Origin of the sequence: Clostridium sp. (assembly GCF_050717515.1) — a bacterium.
GTDB lineage: Bacteria > Bacillota > Clostridia > Clostridiales > Clostridiaceae > Clostridium_AD.
In genome coordinates, this window is sequence record NZ_JBOITL010000041.1 from 15339 (window position 1) to 31433 (window position 16095).

The following is a 16095-nucleotide window of genomic DNA, read 5'->3' on the forward strand; positions in this document are numbered from 1 at the left end:
GGATCTTTCTTTGCGGTATCAATTTTTTTTATGCAAAGATTATTTGATAGCGTAACAGATTTAGCAGCTAATAAAGGTACATTAAAAGCTGCTGTATTAGCATTGATACTCTTATCAGCAGTAAAAGTATTAGAACAAATCGCTAGTGGAGTTGCCAATTTTATAGGTGAAACTTATGACGTGAAAACCACGGGAAAACTTTCTCACATCATAAATATGAAAATGGCTAGATTAGATCCCATTTGTTTTGAGAATACAGAAATATTAGATGATATTAACAAATCTTATTTGGGAGTAAAATTTGCTAAGAATTTTATCAATACCATTACAGACATTATGACTTTGTATGTTCCATATTTTCTATTTATGGGCGTATATCTCTTTACATTAAAACCAATTTTAGCGGCGTCTCTGCTTTTAGTCTTTTTTCCAGTATTACTTACCCAGCTGTTACGGGTAAAGGTATTTGCAGAACTAGAAGATGATTCAGCAACTCTTAGAAGAAAAGGCCAATACTATGAAAACTGTCTAGCAGACAGGGAGTATCTTAAAGAAACCCGTATATTAGGCGCTTGTCCGTATTTTATGCGACTACTTAAAGAAACCTTGGTTCAGATGAACCATTTAAAATGGAAGGCGGAAGTAAAGACGAATTTGATAGAACTTAGTATGAAGATGGTGTCACTTGCCGGGTACCTTGGTATCTTATGGATGCTGTTTGATGCCTTGATGATGCAGCAGATCACTGTAGGTGCTTTTGCGGCTGTATTCGCTTCTGTTGGCAGCATGTTTAATATGATGGAAGATGTTATTTGCGGACGATTAGGATATTATGCAGAGAATTTTGGAAAAATACAAAACTACTTAAGATTTTTAGACCTTCCAGAGAGAGGCGAAGATGAAAAGATACAGGGAAAAACCTTTCATGGAGATATCATTTTAGAAGACGTCAGTTTTTCCTACCCACTTTCAAATAGGAATGCAGTAGAAAATGTTAATCTTACAATTCACAGTGGTGAAACAATTGCCGTGGTAGGTGAAAATGGCTCCGGTAAATCTACATTGATTCGGTTGTGTGCAGGATTGTATCTTCCGAAAAACGGTAGGGTACTGCATAATAATAAATCCACAAAAGATTTTACACCAAGTGCGTTGTTTACAGGCATTTCCGGTGTATTCCAGAAATACCAAAGGTATCAGCTCAGTTTGTCGGATAATATTACTATGAGTGAAATGGAAGCTGATTCAAAGACACAGAAAGATATAAAAAATGCTACTACGCAAGCTGGAATTGAAACAAATACTGAGATTTTTCCAAATGGATATGACACCATGCTATCTAGAGAATTTGATGGTGTAGATTTGTCAGGCGGCCAGTGGCAGAAAGTAGCAATTGCTAGGGGCTTTTATAGAGAGCATGAACTGATAATATTAGATGAGCCTACTGCAGCTATTGATCCAGTAGAAGAAACCAAGATATATAAGCGATTTGCAGAGATTGCAAAGGATAAGACTGCGGTGGTAGTAACTCACAGATTAGGTTCTATTAAATTTGCTGACCGTATTGTTGTTATGAAAGAGGGTAGAATCGTAGGCATAGGCACTCATGATAAATTGCTTTCAAATTGCCGTCTATATGCAGATATGTGGGAAGCTCAGGCACAGTATTATACTACATTTAATGTATAAAAAGGGGCTATCTCGCTATAGAATTTTCTATGGCAGATAGCCCCTTTAAGGATTATTTTTTATGCTAAGTACCTATTTAACTTGCAGCAGTAACATCTTTAACTTCTGGTTTTGACCTATCATGTACGTTCCAAGTAAGGGATAGAAATACAATAGCAAGTACAGAAGAAATCATAAGAAGCGTGAATCCTCCATCCCAGTTGTATTTATCTACTACCATTCCCATTACAATTTCAGCTGAAACTTGTCCAATAAGATATCCAAAGAGTCCTGTAAAACCAGCCGCAGTACCAGCCGCTTTTTTAGGAACTAGATCTAAGGCACTTACTCCAATAAGCATAACGGGTCCATATATTAAAGCACCTATTAAAGCTAAGGTAATGTTTATTGCTAAAATACTTGAAGATTGCCAATAAATGAACACACCAGCCGTAACACCTACCATGCAAGCTACCCCTACTGGTGCACGACGACCGTGGAATACCTTATCACTTATCCATCCCACAAGTATAGTACCCGGAATTGCAGCATATTCAAATAATGAAAATGCAATTGCTGACTCTTTAACATTAAAACCTTTTACTTCTTGTAGGTATAGTGGAGCCCAATTAATAATCCCATATCGTACCATATATACAAAACCGTTTGCAAGAGCGATATACCATAAATATTTATTATTGAGTACATATTTAAATAGTATTTCTTTTCCAGTCATTTCCTTTTCCCTGTCTTTTACCTTTACAGCAGGGTAATCATTTTTATATTCTTCTATAGGAGGAAGTCCCACAGATTGAGGTGTATCTTTTGCAAAGACCATATACATTGTTCCAATTACAATTGCAATAATAGCAGGTAAATAAAAAATCCCTTTCCAACTTCCAAATATTTGAACACCAAGAAGTGCAATAACGGCTATAAATCCACCACCCACATTATGTGCGGTGTTCCAAATAGACATTTTAAGTCCACGTTCTTTATCTGAGAACCAGTGGGTCATGACTCTTCCACATGGTGGCCAGCCCATACCTTGAACCCATCCATTCAAAAGCATCAATATAAACATTACTGTAAGACTTGAGGTGAGTGGAAAAAACAGATTTGTAATACCAGACAAAATTAACCCGATACCTAAAAAATACTTGGCATTGGACCTATCAGATACGTTACCCATAACAAATTTGCTTATACCATAAGCCATTCCTAGCGCAGAGGCAACTAAACCAAGTTGTGTTTTTGTAAATCCTTCATGAATGAGGTACATCTTGGCTAGTGAAAAGTTACTCCTAACAAAGTAGTAACCCATATAACCAATATATATACTTATAAACACTTGTAAACGATATTTTTTGTAAGCTGGATCAATTTTTTCTTTTGGTAATCTCTCAATAGGTAAAGCGGGTTTCAAAAAACTAAATAAATTTCCCATTGGTTTCATCAACCTTTCGTTTAAATTTTTTTAAGCATATTGATTTATATATAAATTTAAGGATTGATCTTTTCAAGAGCATCTATCATCTCTTTTTTATCGATAGCTGCTTTTTTAAAATCATATTTTTCATTAGATAGAAGATTCTTCAACTTTTCTCCTCCCTCTGGAATGGATACATCTTCTCTTGTAGACATAGCCATAGAAAAATTTTTCAGTGCATTGCCAGCTTCTAGCGTTAAGCAATAATCTATAAACGCATTTGCAGCCTTAGAATCTGGACCATTTTTAATTTTAGAAACCGCACAAAGAGTCCATCCAACATCTTTAGGAATTTTAGATTGTATATTAAATCCAGACTTTTTAACTATAAGCTGTTGGTTTATAAAATTAACAGCAATTAAATACTCACCAATCCCTACCTTTTGTGCTGGGGTAAGACCATTTGCAGTAACTTGTGCCACATTACGGTTGAGTTTGCCTAGATATTCTAAGGCTTTTTCCTTCCCCATAGATTGTACAAGATAAGAAACAAAAGTGTAGCCGGTGCCGGAGGTTTTTGGGTCAGGAATAATAATTTCACCTTTAAAAGCAGGATTTAGCAAATCTTCAAAGCTTTCTGGCTGCTTTATTCCCTTTGATTTAAACTCCGCGTCCCATCGTTCTTTATTGATGCCAATAGATAAGGCTTCTATGTAAAGTCCTGTCCAATACCCATCTTTATCTTTATATCTTTCAGGAATGAAACTGGCATTTTTTGAAATATACTTTTCAATTATGCCTTCTTTTTTCATGGATTCATGGGCATCTGCTGTGCCACCTAAAAAAACATCTGCTTTAGGAGCTGTTTTTTCCTCCATTACCCGGGCTAAAGCTTCCCCAGTAGGAAATCTCAAAAGGGAATACTCACAACCAGTTTTTTGTTTAAAGCCTTCTAGTAAAGGTTTAGCCTCATCTTCATGAAAGGCTACATAAACCAAAAGTTTTTTGCCTTGTAAATTAGGATAGGCACTTTGGCTTTTATTGCATGCAGTGAACAATGTAAAACAACACAAGAGTAGAATAAATATAATAAATTTGTAAGCTTTCATTAGGATACCTCCAAAATATATGAACTATAAAAATCAAATACCAGTTTTACTTATGTTTTTACAAACTTCTACTAAATTTCCTTTCATATATATTGCATTTAGTACCTCATTACTAAAATCTTGAATAACAATATATCCATTCTCATATACATCAATGTTTATAATTACATAGGAAGTTCCTTTTTTATTTAGAATGGCTTTACTTTCTTTTTCTAAATAGGTTTTTATGTGGTATAGCACTTTTCCCTTTTTATTGATTGCTTCTTCTAGTGCTTCATTATTTTGAATTTTAGAGCATTTTAGTATTTTATTACGAATAGAGTTTTTATCATCACTACCACATTTTTGTATATTATTATTGCTATCTACTACGGTAACTTTATTTCGTTCATTAATAAGGTTACCTAGATTTTCAGGACCACATAAGATTTCATATACATAATTTTTAAGCTGATCTACATAAGGCTTATCTTTAGGATTTCCATATATAATAGCGCTGATTTTTAGGTGACTTCCTAAACTAAATGTAGATTTTTTACCATTCAAATAATAAATAGTGCCACTGATTTCATCAGAAGTATATGTACTTTGGCTCTCTTGCAAGGGGCTACTCTTAGACATTTCGTCTATAATATTCCATATATTTTCAATAACCCTACTATCAGAAATAACAGCCTTGCCCCAACGGTTACTATAAACTTCTAATTTTACAGGTGTGGAGGTCCTTGCAGCTTCTAAAACTTGTTCTCTATCCTGAATAAGTACTAAATGATCATAATTTTTTTTGTATTGCCAAAATATTATAATTCCTAGCGATAGCATAAAAACAAAATAAATAATAAATAATTTTTTATATTTTTTTAAAATATTTATTTTTCTCTTCCCCCTTATAATAGCAAAAAACGTTTTCAGAATTACATCAAAATTGTATCAGCTTTGCAACAATTCAAAAAATAACTCCACTTTTGTTCCCTTTTCACTGCTTATAGAAATATCACCCTGCTCTTTTTTCATAATTTCCTTGCAAATGGCAAGTCCAAGACCCATACCACCGTATTGATTTTGCAACCTTTTATTTGCAGTATAAAATGGTTCAAAAACCCTTTTCAAATGTTCCTTACTTATACCTACACCATTATCTGAAATAGAAACAATTAAAGACCCTCCAGCGTCGGACATTTTTATAACAATGCAGGTACACTCGCTATATTTAATGGCATTGTCAAGTATATTTAAAAGCACTTGTTCTGTTTTTTGTTCATCTATCCAAAGTAAATGATCAAATAACAACGTTTCTATAGAAATATTGTATTTATCTAATCTAGGCTTTAAAATTAACAAGCTTTCCTCTATTACTACTTTAATGTTTATTTGCTTTGCTTCCATTTGAAAATCCTCCTTATTTAATTTAGAAAGATTTAACAATTCTTCCACAAGACAAAGCAAGCGTTGTCCACCCTTTTGGATATAATCACAACATTGGGTTTTGTCTTCTTCCGTCTTTACTCTAGGAAGTAAATCTGCATATCCAATTATTGAGGTTATGGGGGTTTTTAATTCATGGGTAACATTATCTAAAAATCTTTTTTGATTTGCTTTTTCATCTTTTAATTTCAAAATAGAATTACTGATATTAGTCGACATAAGATTAAAAGAATCCGCTAAGTCTTTTATCTCATCTGTGGTATCAATTTCTATAGTATTTGTAAAATCTCCATTTGCAACCTTCTGGGAAGCTCTTTTTAAAGATACAATAGGACTTACAATTTTTCTAGAAAACATATTGCTTAAAAAAATAGAAAGAAACAGCGCTAGTATACCTATCAGCAACATGGCTACACTGGTATTTTTAACTAGGCCTATTTCTTTATCTAGGGGATAAAGATATCGAAAGCAACCAATAGTTTCTCCTTCAAAATAAAGGGGACTTGAAAATAAAACGTATTCCTTGTTTTCAATTTTTTTTATAATATAGGATTTGGTTCCTGAAAGTGCATGAACCACATCCTTATTCTCTGAAATTATAGGATACTCTTCGGAATCCCCTACTAGCCCATCCTTGTTGTATAATTGAATTCTGAATTTGTAATGATCAGACAAATTTTTAGCAATAAAAGGGCCCATATTCTTAAGAAGTACTGGCAACCCTATGTTTTTTTCATTATCTAAATAGGTAATGATATTTAATTGACTGTTGTAACTTTCTTGTTTTAACATGGTAATAGAGCTATTAAGTATATTTTTATAAAGATTGCCAATGGTAATAGAGCATACAATAAGTAAAACCGGAAGTAACACGGCTATATTCATAATTACGATTTTATTTTTTATACCAATTTTCATTTCATACCTCTAATCTGTATCCGGCACCATAAATAGTTTGAATGGCATTTCCATGTATTTTAAGCTTCTTACGAATTCGTTCTATATGAATGTCAACAGCTCTAGTGTTACCCTCATAATCGTAGCCCCAAAGTTTTTCTAGTAGCTCTTTTCTACTAAAAACCTTATTAATATTTTGCATTAAAAGATTTATAGTTTCAAATTCACGAAAAGTAAATTGAACTTCTATGGAATCTATAAAAATCTTTCTTTCAGCTTTTAGAAGTTTGATGAATCCTTTTTCTATTTTGTTTTCAGAATTTTCATTAAGAAGCTTTGATTGATTTATTCGCCTTGAAATTGCCCGTATACGCAGTATAATTTCTCGACTATCAAAGGGTTTTGTAATATAATCATCTGCACCTAACTGTAACCCTAGGAGTTTATCATTGAGTTGCCCCTTTGCAGTAAGAAGGATAATGGGAGTTTCCCTATTAATCTGTTGCATTCTCTTCATAACTTCATAGCCATTTAAATCAGGTAGCATTAAATCAAGTAACACTAAGTCTGGGGTTTCATCTTGAAAGGCCTTGATTCCAATATTACCGGTAGCACTGGTTACTACCTCAAAACCTTCCAATACTAGGTTCATACGGATTAAATTTAAAATACTCTCTTCGTCATCTACCAATAAAATTTTCATCTTAAACCGCTCCTTCTTATATATAATAAGTAATAGTTAAAAGCATTCAAAGTACTTATAAGATTTTGTAGTTTCTACTTATTATACGTAAAAATTGTAGAATCTTCAAATTGTTTGTCTAAAATTGTATAATAATCAAATTAAAAAACACTTAAGTTAAAAATACCTTAAGTGCTCTCAATTTATATCGAATTATTTTTTCGAATTATTTGCCAATACTTTTACTGCAATATCACTAAAATCAGTAAATACACCGTCTACGCCAACTTCAAAATAAAATTTTTGAATTAGCTGGTCTACGCTAGTTACATATTTGGGTATTTCATCTTTTCTAAATGTATAGGGATGAACAACAAGATTATGTTTATGTGCATCTTTTACTAAGTTAGGATTAATAACTGGAGCTCTATTCTTCTTTCCATTTTCATCTATTATTTGTTGATACCAAGGTCCAATACCATTTGCATATTCAGCTACTTTTGCTAGTCCTTCATTTGACATCATTGTTTTGTAATTTGCTCCTGGACAATCTGCTTCTTCGCCAATTAACTGAACCATTTTCATTTTTGCACCCATCTCTGTCCTGACTTTTCTTAAGTAAGTTGGATCAAAACATTGCAAATAAATTTTTGATTCAGGAGTATCATACCCATATTTTCTAAGAACTTTTAGTACCACACTTCCAATATCTTGTCCATTATCTGTATGAAATTTAGGTTCTTTTAATTCAGGGTAAATTCCTTTATCATTACCCGTACTCTTATTCAATCCTTGTACAAGTTCTATCATTTCTTCTAAGGTTGGAATTTCAAAATGAGAACTATTTAAAGGAAATCTGCCAGGATAAACAGGCTCCTTAGAATCTATTTTTGTACGTTCGTGGACCCTAAGTGTTTTAATTTCACTTAATGTAAAATCAATTACATAATAATGTCCATCTACACGCTTTCTATTTGGATAGCGCTGAGCTACGTCCGTTGTAGTATCTAACATAGTATCATGCATTATTACCGGAACACCATCTTTAGATAAACATACATCACATTCTATATAATCTGCACCTTGTCCATAAGCTAAAGTATAAGACTCTAAAGTATGCTCAGGTAAGTATCCAGAGGCACCTCTATGTCCAATTACTATTTTATTGCCCTTAATTTTTGTGGAACCAGTTGTAGTTTTATTTGCTGCTAAGGTAATGTGCTTAGGTTTCTGACCCCATCCCTTACATATTCCTATAGTTAGGACAAGTGTGCATCCTAGAATAATTAGTTTTTTTGCATTTTTCATGTTATACCCTCCTTATTAATACTGATAGTGTAAACCTATCTTAATATACTTTAAAAACTTTCAAATTCTCCATAGGGGAAACGTTTTCAATAAGTATAAAATAATATATGCATCTTAATCTTCCTTTTAACAATAACAAAAGACATTATCAAAATTCCATCAGAAATGTAACAGCATTGTAACATTTTTAATATGTCCTCCTAATGTTGATTTATATTTTAAATATGCATAAAAAAATCCCGGACATCTCTGTCCAAGATTTTTTTGATGGATACAAACCCTATACTATATAATCCACCAATCGCATACACTTTTTTATATACCTTGTATTATTTATCATATAATATGTATCTACATAGTCACCCTATATAAATTCTTATTTTATCATTAATTTTTTCTTTCAACAAATCTTTTTGGCTTGCCTCACAAATTATTGAATTCTCATATAGTTTTTTTACTTTTCCCCTTGAAACACCAAGCTTTTTGCTCAGCACCTTGTCAACTCGCAAACCAAGTGAGTATTTACATCTAATATCTACAACAATTTTATTTTTTTTATTAAAATCACTTTGAAGTATATTTATATCTTCACCAATAATTTCATATTCAACATTCTCAAACTCTAGCTTCACCTTATTTTTATTATGAATAGCTATATCAAACCCATATTCTTTTGCTAGTTCTAAATCATTATTTAAAAATAATTCATATTGTGTTGAATCTATATCTATACAACTTACTCTTTCATATATAGCCATATTCCAAGTTGATTTGCATTTTTCGCATTGATAAATAAGCCATACATCTAACTTATTTTTATTTGCATTCACTCTAAATTTTTGACTATTTTTAAAAGACGCATCGTTTCCACACTTAGGACAATTTCTTTTTACCCTAGGCATTGTTAGTGCAACTATTTCCCATTTTATATTTTTTAAATAGCTCATTTTGCTCCTCCTAATTAATTATTTCTAGGATTGCGCAAAGACTATTTCACAATGTTTATTTTATCATGCATAGCCTTTGCTAAGCACAAATAATAAGTTTCCTCATACAAAAAACCCCCTTTAAATTATTATCCTATTAAGTATTATACTAATTTACATTTATGTAAACCACCTAATTTTCTATTCAGAAATGAACATGAGCCTGAATCAAATTGTTTGATTCAGGCTCATGTTATATGATTTTTTAGTGTTCACCATTATTATATCTTATCTACTAGCCTTTGAGTTTATCAAAGTATTTTTTCAACTCACACCTATTATTTGATGGGGCACCAGCCTATTTCTTCTTTCTCCTAATGTACATCTTTCTTTATGCTTTTTATACTTAATATGGTTCCAATGATAAAGGTTGTACATAAAACAATAATACCTAAAGTGTAATTTGTATAAGTCATTCCATTTTCATGAGGACTTAATATAGTTGGAATACTCCAAGGAAATATTGTATTAAATCGAGTATTCATTATTAGAAGGTTAAGGGTAATAGCACTTACTCCAAGTATAATTGGTGGAATTATACTTTTATTATAAATACTTAAGAATGCTATTATAGGAATTAATGCAAAGTGCATAATAATCATAAAAATATAGGTTTTAGTGTAATATAGTAAAATACTAAAGGTTAAAGGTTCATGTTTTATAGTCAATCCTAAAAGTACTAACAAAATAAATGAAGCCATAAGTGTAATAGAAATAAGAATTAGTATAACAATAAGTTTACTGATGAAAAATTGTATTCTACCTATTGGATAGGCAAACATACTATTTATTGTATTTTCTTGATATTCCCTTGAAAATATAAACCCTGCTAATAAAGAGAACAGTCCAATGGCCATCAACATATTAATCATCATTATAGCATCTGTAAAATAGGTTTCCCAAACAACTGTAGGGAATTTTTTGTTTAATGCAAACATAGAAAATATTAATAGGTCAGGCAAAAAAGCGCATAGAGGAATGCACCACAAAACTTTGCATTTTCTTAGCTTAAGGAATTCAGTCTTTATCACAGTTGATAAACTTGCTACTTTATTCATTTATATCATCTCCTACTAACTTAATAAAATAATCTTCAAGACTGTCTCTGAGCAGAGATATTTCTTTAACCTCAACATTATTTTGTATTAGTATTTTATTAATATTCGCAGTCTCTGTTAACCTTTCATAAATCTTAATCACTCCCGGTTCTGAAATTATATAATCTGTTATATTAAATTTTTGTTCTAACATAAATACAGTTTCTCTATCATTGTTAACTTTAAGCTCAATATAATGTCTATTTTTCTTTTTTAACGCTTCGGAGTTTATCTCTTCCAATAATTTCCCCTTATGTATTATGCCTACTTTTGTAGCTAATTGCTGAACCTCGCTTAAAATATGACTTGATATTAATACAGTTATATGTCTTTTTCGCGATAAATCAAGTATAAGTTGTCTTATTTCTTTTATTCCCATAGGGTCTAACCCATTTGTTGGTTCATCCAATACTAAAAACTCAGGATTATGAAGTAAAGCTCTTGCTATGCCAAGTCTCTGTTTCATACCTAGTGAAAACTCTTTTGTTTTTCTATTAGCAGCGTCAAGTATTCCTGCTGCCAATAACGATTGCTCTATACAATCCTTACTTGGAACACCCATAAGTTTTCTGTGAATATCTAAGTTTTCCACCGCAGTTAAATTTTCATAAAAGCCTGGAAACTCTATGATAGATCCAACTCTTGAAAAAAAATGTTTTTTGTCCTTACTCAGCTTTTCACCAAACAACTCAATATTTCCATTGGTAGGCTTAATTAACCCCATAATCATTCTCATAGTAGTTGTTTTACCTGCACCATTTAAACCTAAGAATCCATAAATATCTCCTTTTTCTATTGTTATATTTACATTATCAACAGCTTTATGATCTTTGTATTTTTTCGTTAAATTATAAGTTTTTAATATACATGCCATCCATTCTCTCCCCCTATTATTAATTTATTATAATGTTAATAGAATACTCTATAAGTTTAAAATAACCCTAACAAATACCTTACAAATACCTTAAATTATAAATAGCTAACATAAAGTTAGCACTTTACATTAGCTATTTACATAAAGGTAATGAAAATGAAAAAGTAGTTTTTTCATTTGGTATGCTTTTAACTAAAACTTCTCCTTTTAACCTTTCTACAAGTTTTTTAACTATTGTAAGACCTAATCCGCTTCCGTGTGATTTTTTATTTCTTGAAGGTTCTCCGATATATAATCTATCAAAAATATATGGAATATCTTTGATATTAATACCAGTTCCTACATTCCATATATCTATCCAAACCATAGAGTTTTCCCCTCTCATTTTTATACCAATTGTTTTTTGTTCTTTTCCATATCTAAGTGCATTAAGTAAAAGGTTAGATAATATTCTATCTATTGCTTTACCATCTCCCCACACAAAAAAATCTTTTTCTGGTATCTCAATGATAGGCTCAATTTTTTCATTTATAAATTCTTGATAAAATCCTACTAAGGCTTCTTGAACCATATTAGTCAAATTAATTTTTTCTACTTTAATTAGTACATCTTCTGCTTCTAATTTAGATATCTGAAAAAATTCTTCAAGTAATGAATATAATGTTTGAGACTTAGAATATACCACATCCAAAAAATACTTTTTTTCTTTATCATTTAACTTTGAATCCTTATGTAGTGCTTCTAAATATCCAAGAATAGATGTTAATGGAGTTCTTAAATCATGTGATATATTAGACACCATTTTTTTTCTTGATTCTTCAAGATATTCCTTTTTTTCAACCATACATTGAAATTGTTCTATTATAGAATTTAAGTTAACACCCAAGTTTCGTATACCCTTATTTCCAGAATAAAAGCGTAGCCTAATATTAAAATTACCGTCTTTTATATGTAGTAATGTTCTATTAATTTCATTTATCTGATTAGAAAAATAAATATTTCTAAATATTAAAATAAAGCATGTACTTATTAAAAAAAGCAGTATATATATATTCATTCCTACACATCCCCCAGCTTATATCCTATTCCCCAAACGGTTTTTATATATTCAGGGTTAGAAGAATTTTCTTCAATTTTACTTCTTATACGACTTATATGTACCATTACTGTATTCTCATCAGTATTGTATTCCTCTTTCCAAACAGCATTGAAAAGTTGAGATTTAGTGAATACTTTATTTGGATAACTCATAAAAAGCTTTATTATCTCAAATTCCTTTGAAGTAAGAGGTATTTTTGTTTCTCCAGCTTTAAGTTCATAATTATTTAAATTTAACTGAAGCTTTCCGTGTTCTAATATTTGATTTTCTTCGATTTTACTATTGTCAAAATGTAAATATCTCCTTAATTGAGCTTTAACTCTGGCTATAACCTCTCCTATATCAAAAGGCTTTGTAATATAATCGTCTGCTCCTAATTCAAGTCCAAATATTTTATCTGTTTGCTCATCTTTTGCTGATAAAATAATTACTGGAATTGTACCTTTTTCCCTAATTTTTAAAAGTACTTCAGCACCATTAAGTTTTGGTAACATTAAATCTAAAATTACCAATTGATATATCATATTTTCAAATTTATATATGGCTTCTATACCATCAAAACTACAATCTACAATATATCCTTCTTTTCTCAAATAATTTGCAATAAGATAGTTAATTTCGTTGTCATCTTCAATCACTAAAATACTTATACTTTTCAAATATACTCCTCATTTCAAAAACTTTCATTTATTTCTATGGTGATTTCTCCATAATAGTATTATACTACTAATTTGTTATAACTTTAATTTTATCCTTTAAATCTAAAGCTTAGTAACATGGTATCATAAAATAGTAATGTTTTAAAAAACAGTGTGGAGCAAAATTCTTATTATGGGGTAGTTATTGTGTTAAAATGGAATTAAATCAAACTATAGTACTGTCTTGGTAAGTATTCACTATTAATTGATGTCCAAATAAGTAAACGTTGAATTTAGGTAATAGTAATAATATTATTGGGAGGCATATACAATGAAAACATATTTTGAAACATCAGAGGATAACTTTAAAATTAGATTCGCAACTGTAGAGGATGTGCCGTTGATCCTACAGTTTATTAATGATTTGGCGGACTATGAGCATTTATTACATGAAGTCGTTGCTACAGAAGACATTCTTAGAATTTCTTTATTCGAAAAGAAGCAAGCGGAAGTCATCATCGGGGAGTACATGGGTAAACCAATCGGATTCGCACTTTTCTTTCACAATTTTTCAACGTTCTTAGGCAAATCAAATCTCTATTTAGAAGATTTGTTTGTCAAACCCGAGGTACGAGGAAAAGGATTCGGTAAAATTATGCTGGCATTTTTAGGGAAAATAGCTATTGATCGTGGATGCGGTAGACTCGATTGGTGGTGTCTAGATTGGAATACATCATCCATTGATTTTTACAAAGAGATGGGTGCAAGCCCAATGAGCGATTGGACTGTCTATCGCGTTGAAGGTGAGAAGTTGGCTTCACTGGCAGAAATGGTGTAAATGACAAAAAACTACATAGTATTAAAGCATAAAAAAACTCTCGACCAATTAATTAGTCGAGAGTTTTTTTAGTGGAGTCCACCCAATACTAACTATATCACCCTTCATTGAAAGAAGTGTGCAAAAGCAGTTTATATTTACTATCAATCTCCCATTATCCTTAATAATTTAATATTTTAAACAGAACGTTCGATAAAAATTGTATCCCAATACTGCAATTCTGGAACCTTAATCTCTAAGAAAGCACCCTTCGAATCCTTGTTTTTACTATATTTTAATGGCCTTGACGTCCCTCCATTTAAATCTGGAGATGCTAAATTTATACTCTTTATATCTGTATTATCCACATAGAGTTTCAAAATAAAATCTTTTTTAGTTTCAGGAGGACTACAATTCCCTTTTTCATCCCTCCAGTTATCATCTTCTCTGCTTAAAAGATTTATTAGCTGAACCGTTTGGTACTTTTTGTTTTCCTTGCTGTAGGCCCATATTGTTTTTACACTTCCATTTTTGCTTACATTTACACCTGGAATTTCAATTGTAGTATTTACTTCCTTCATATTATCCCTAAGTATGTTTTCATAGGCTACAATAAAATCATAATATTTTCTCATAGAACTTATAAGATAAGGTGTCATCCTTACATTATCATTGGCAAAATACTCATTTGAAAGCATGCCTGTATCTCCAAGCTCCATATGATCTCCACCTGCAGCAAAAATAGCAGCATCCATTAGCTTAACAGAGTGTTCATTAAATTTTTCACCTGACTGCCTCCCATAGTTCATATAGGCGGCTATTACTGACGCTTTTTTTCCATTACTGCAAGTCAAATCATTATCAATAGTCTTTTTTATCATTTCATAGGATGCATAATCGGGAGGCCATATTTCTGTATATAAAAAATCAACATCCGCATCCTTTGATACAGGATTTTTTCCGAACTCTTGAACATTATTAACAACTATTCTCTTATTTAAAGCTTGTTTTGCATTATTTAAAAAATCAGTATAGGTTTCATCAAGCTTAACTTCATTTCCATTATAATCATAAACAGTTCCCCTAGATCCTAGGGTATCAACATGAAATACATCAAATTTATATACATCCATAACATCCTTTTCTCTTTGAAATATGTAATTTTGCCACTCCTTATTTCCCGGATTCATTAAACCTACCTTTTTAACAGCCCAGCTATCTGGAAGAGAGAAAGAATCCCCCTCATTATGGTTATTATCCTTGTAAAGTCCCCACTCCTTCTTTACACCTCTAGTTTCATAATCCTCATATGCACCATACATGAGATTATAGTTTGCAGCCATCATATTTTTATTATGAGCAAAATCTATAAAGTCTTTTACTGTTTTACCTGAGGTCTTTCTATTTGCAATGTCAAGCCATGTGGAGTCTGGGTTATCAACGGTGCCTGCAAGTGGCTGGTCATGTTTATACTGCCAATCATAAAATTGAAGCCCATTTAGATGGAACCTGCTTAAATTATCTATTATATCCTTTGCCTTATTGCTGTCAATTTCCGGAAAATTAGCTATATAGCCATACCTTGGGAACTTGCTCCAATCTGAAGATACATCTATTGCAGTATTTCTGTGATCAATAACTTTATTTTCCATAACTGCATATACTTCTAGCATATATCCACTATAATTATCATTAGGGGGAAACCACTTTAAATTAAGCTCTTTATATTCACCCTTGTTTAAATTCACCTTAACATCTTCGTGATATATACTTTTGTCTAAATGTTTAAAGTAAATTCTGAGTTTTCCACTATAATCCACTTCTAAATCATTCTTCAATTTTACAACATAATAAACCTCTTGATGTGGCTTATAGGAACTTTTATCAGTGTACACATCCATTATTAACATATCCTGATAAATAGCTATATTATCAGGATTTGATTTTAAATATGATTTCCCAATAAAAAGTAGTCCAGCAGCTGTCAAAATTAAAATGATCACTATAATAAATTTCTTTTTACCCATTGTTTTCACCCTCAAGCAATAAAAGAAGGAGCATTAGCC

At 31.3% G+C, this 16095-nt stretch carries 14 protein-coding genes; 2 read left to right on the forward strand and 12 right to left on the reverse strand.

The features are described from left to right. Positions 1 to 30 precede the first annotated feature (30 nt). Positions 31 to 1689 carry an ABC transporter ATP-binding protein gene (locus ACREV6_RS24115; RefSeq protein ID WP_431580592.1) on the forward strand — a complete coding sequence of 553 codons (1659 nt, stop codon included), beginning with the start codon at positions 31 to 33 and terminating at the stop codon, positions 1687 to 1689. 76 nt (positions 1690 to 1765) lie between these two features. Here ACREV6_RS24115 and ACREV6_RS24120 read toward each other — a convergent pair whose 3' ends face one another. From ACREV6_RS24120 to ACREV6_RS24170, 11 genes are all read right to left on the reverse strand, one after another. Then, on the reverse strand, positions 1766 to 3115 hold the full coding sequence (locus ACREV6_RS24120; RefSeq protein ID WP_431580593.1) for an MFS transporter: 1350 nt from the start codon (positions 3113 to 3115) through the stop codon (positions 1766 to 1768). 56 nt (positions 3116 to 3171) lie between these two features. After that, positions 3172 to 4206 (reverse strand): ABC transporter substrate-binding protein, encoded by a 1035-nt coding sequence (locus ACREV6_RS24125; RefSeq protein ID WP_431580594.1) that lies wholly within the window; start codon positions 4204 to 4206, stop codon positions 3172 to 3174. Positions 4207 to 4239: 33 nt separating this feature from the next. Then, positions 4240 to 5028: a DUF3919 family protein gene (locus ACREV6_RS24130; RefSeq protein WP_431580595.1), complete on the reverse strand. Its 789-nt coding sequence runs from the start codon at positions 5026 to 5028 to the stop codon at positions 4240 to 4242. A gap of 108 nt (positions 5029 to 5136) precedes the next feature. Beyond that, on the reverse strand, positions 5137 to 6549 hold the full coding sequence (locus tag ACREV6_RS24135) for a sensor histidine kinase (protein ID WP_431580596.1): 1413 nt from the start codon (positions 6547 to 6549) through the stop codon (positions 5137 to 5139). A 1-nt stretch (position 6550) separates the two neighbouring features. After that, positions 6551 to 7231 (reverse strand): response regulator transcription factor, encoded by a 681-nt coding sequence (locus ACREV6_RS24140; protein WP_431580597.1) that lies wholly within the window; start codon positions 7229 to 7231, stop codon positions 6551 to 6553. Between the two features lie 192 nt (positions 7232 to 7423). After that, positions 7424 to 8518: a glycerophosphodiester phosphodiesterase gene (gene glpQ / locus ACREV6_RS24145; protein ID WP_431580598.1), complete on the reverse strand. Its 1095-nt coding sequence runs from the start codon at positions 8516 to 8518 to the stop codon at positions 7424 to 7426. Between the two features lie 359 nt (positions 8519 to 8877). Continuing rightward, on the reverse strand, positions 8878 to 9465 hold the full coding sequence (locus ACREV6_RS24150) for a DUF1062 domain-containing protein (protein WP_431580599.1): 588 nt from the start codon (positions 9463 to 9465) through the stop codon (positions 8878 to 8880). 353 nt (positions 9466 to 9818) lie between these two features. Beyond that, entirely contained in the window at positions 9819 to 10562 is a 744-nt protein-coding gene (locus tag ACREV6_RS24155; protein ID WP_431580600.1) for an ABC transporter permease, read from the reverse strand. After that, the gene (locus ACREV6_RS24160) at positions 10555 to 11475 is read right to left on the reverse strand and encodes an ABC transporter ATP-binding protein (protein ID WP_431580601.1); all 921 of its coding nucleotides are present in this window, start codon (positions 11473 to 11475) and stop codon (positions 10555 to 10557) included. Before ACREV6_RS24160 ends, ACREV6_RS24155 begins: the two co-directional genes overlap by 8 nt. A 133-nt stretch (positions 11476 to 11608) precedes the next feature. Then, positions 11609 to 12532: a sensor histidine kinase gene (locus tag ACREV6_RS24165; protein WP_431580602.1), complete on the reverse strand. Its 924-nt coding sequence runs from the start codon at positions 12530 to 12532 to the stop codon at positions 11609 to 11611. Between the two features lie 2 nt (positions 12533 to 12534). Beyond that, on the reverse strand, positions 12535 to 13233 hold the full coding sequence (locus ACREV6_RS24170) for a response regulator transcription factor (protein WP_431580603.1): 699 nt from the start codon (positions 13231 to 13233) through the stop codon (positions 12535 to 12537). Between the two features lie 310 nt (positions 13234 to 13543). Here ACREV6_RS24170 and ACREV6_RS24175 point away from each other — a divergent pair, with 310 nt between their 5' ends. Beyond that, positions 13544 to 14050, forward strand: a complete 507-nt coding sequence (locus tag ACREV6_RS24175; protein WP_431580604.1) for a GNAT family N-acetyltransferase — start codon at positions 13544 to 13546, stop codon at positions 14048 to 14050. A gap of 176 nt (positions 14051 to 14226) precedes the next feature. Here ACREV6_RS24175 and ACREV6_RS24180 read toward each other — a convergent pair whose 3' ends face one another. Beyond that, positions 14227 to 16056 carry a glycoside hydrolase family 66 protein gene (locus ACREV6_RS24180; protein WP_431580605.1) on the reverse strand — a complete coding sequence of 610 codons (1830 nt, stop codon included), beginning with the start codon at positions 16054 to 16056 and terminating at the stop codon, positions 14227 to 14229. Positions 16057 to 16095: the final 39 nt, after the last annotated feature.

Coding starts and splice junctions, on each gene's coding strand:
- ACREV6_RS24115 (WP_431580592.1), top strand. CDS start 31: ATGCAAAGATTATTTGATAGCGTAACAGATTTAGCAGCTAATAAAGGT.
- ACREV6_RS24120 (WP_431580593.1), bottom strand. CDS start 3,115: ATGGGAAATTTATTTAGTTTTTTGAAACCCGCTTTACCTATTGAGAGA.
- ACREV6_RS24125 (WP_431580594.1), bottom strand. CDS start 4,206: ATGAAAGCTTACAAATTTATTATATTTATTCTACTCTTGTGTTGTTTT.
- ACREV6_RS24130 (WP_431580595.1), bottom strand. CDS start 5,028: ATGCTATCGCTAGGAATTATAATATTTTGGCAATACAAAAAAAATTAT.
- ACREV6_RS24135 (WP_431580596.1), bottom strand. CDS start 6,549: ATGAAAATTGGTATAAAAAATAAAATCGTAATTATGAATATAGCCGTG.
- ACREV6_RS24140 (WP_431580597.1), bottom strand. CDS start 7,231: ATGAAAATTTTATTGGTAGATGACGAAGAGAGTATTTTAAATTTAATC.
- glpQ (WP_431580598.1), bottom strand. CDS start 8,518: ATGAAAAATGCAAAAAAACTAATTATTCTAGGATGCACACTTGTCCTA.
- ACREV6_RS24150 (WP_431580599.1), bottom strand. CDS start 9,465: ATGAGCTATTTAAAAAATATAAAATGGGAAATAGTTGCACTAACAATG.
- ACREV6_RS24155 (WP_431580600.1), bottom strand. CDS start 10,562: ATGAATAAAGTAGCAAGTTTATCAACTGTGATAAAGACTGAATTCCTT.
- ACREV6_RS24160 (WP_431580601.1), bottom strand. CDS start 11,475: ATGGCATGTATATTAAAAACTTATAATTTAACGAAAAAATACAAAGAT.
- ACREV6_RS24165 (WP_431580602.1), bottom strand. CDS start 12,532: ATGAATATATATATACTGCTTTTTTTAATAAGTACATGCTTTATTTTA.
- ACREV6_RS24175 (WP_431580604.1), top strand. CDS start 13,544: ATGAAAACATATTTTGAAACATCAGAGGATAACTTTAAAATTAGATTC.
- ACREV6_RS24180 (WP_431580605.1), bottom strand. CDS start 16,056: ATGGGTAAAAAGAAATTTATTATAGTGATCATTTTAATTTTGACAGCT.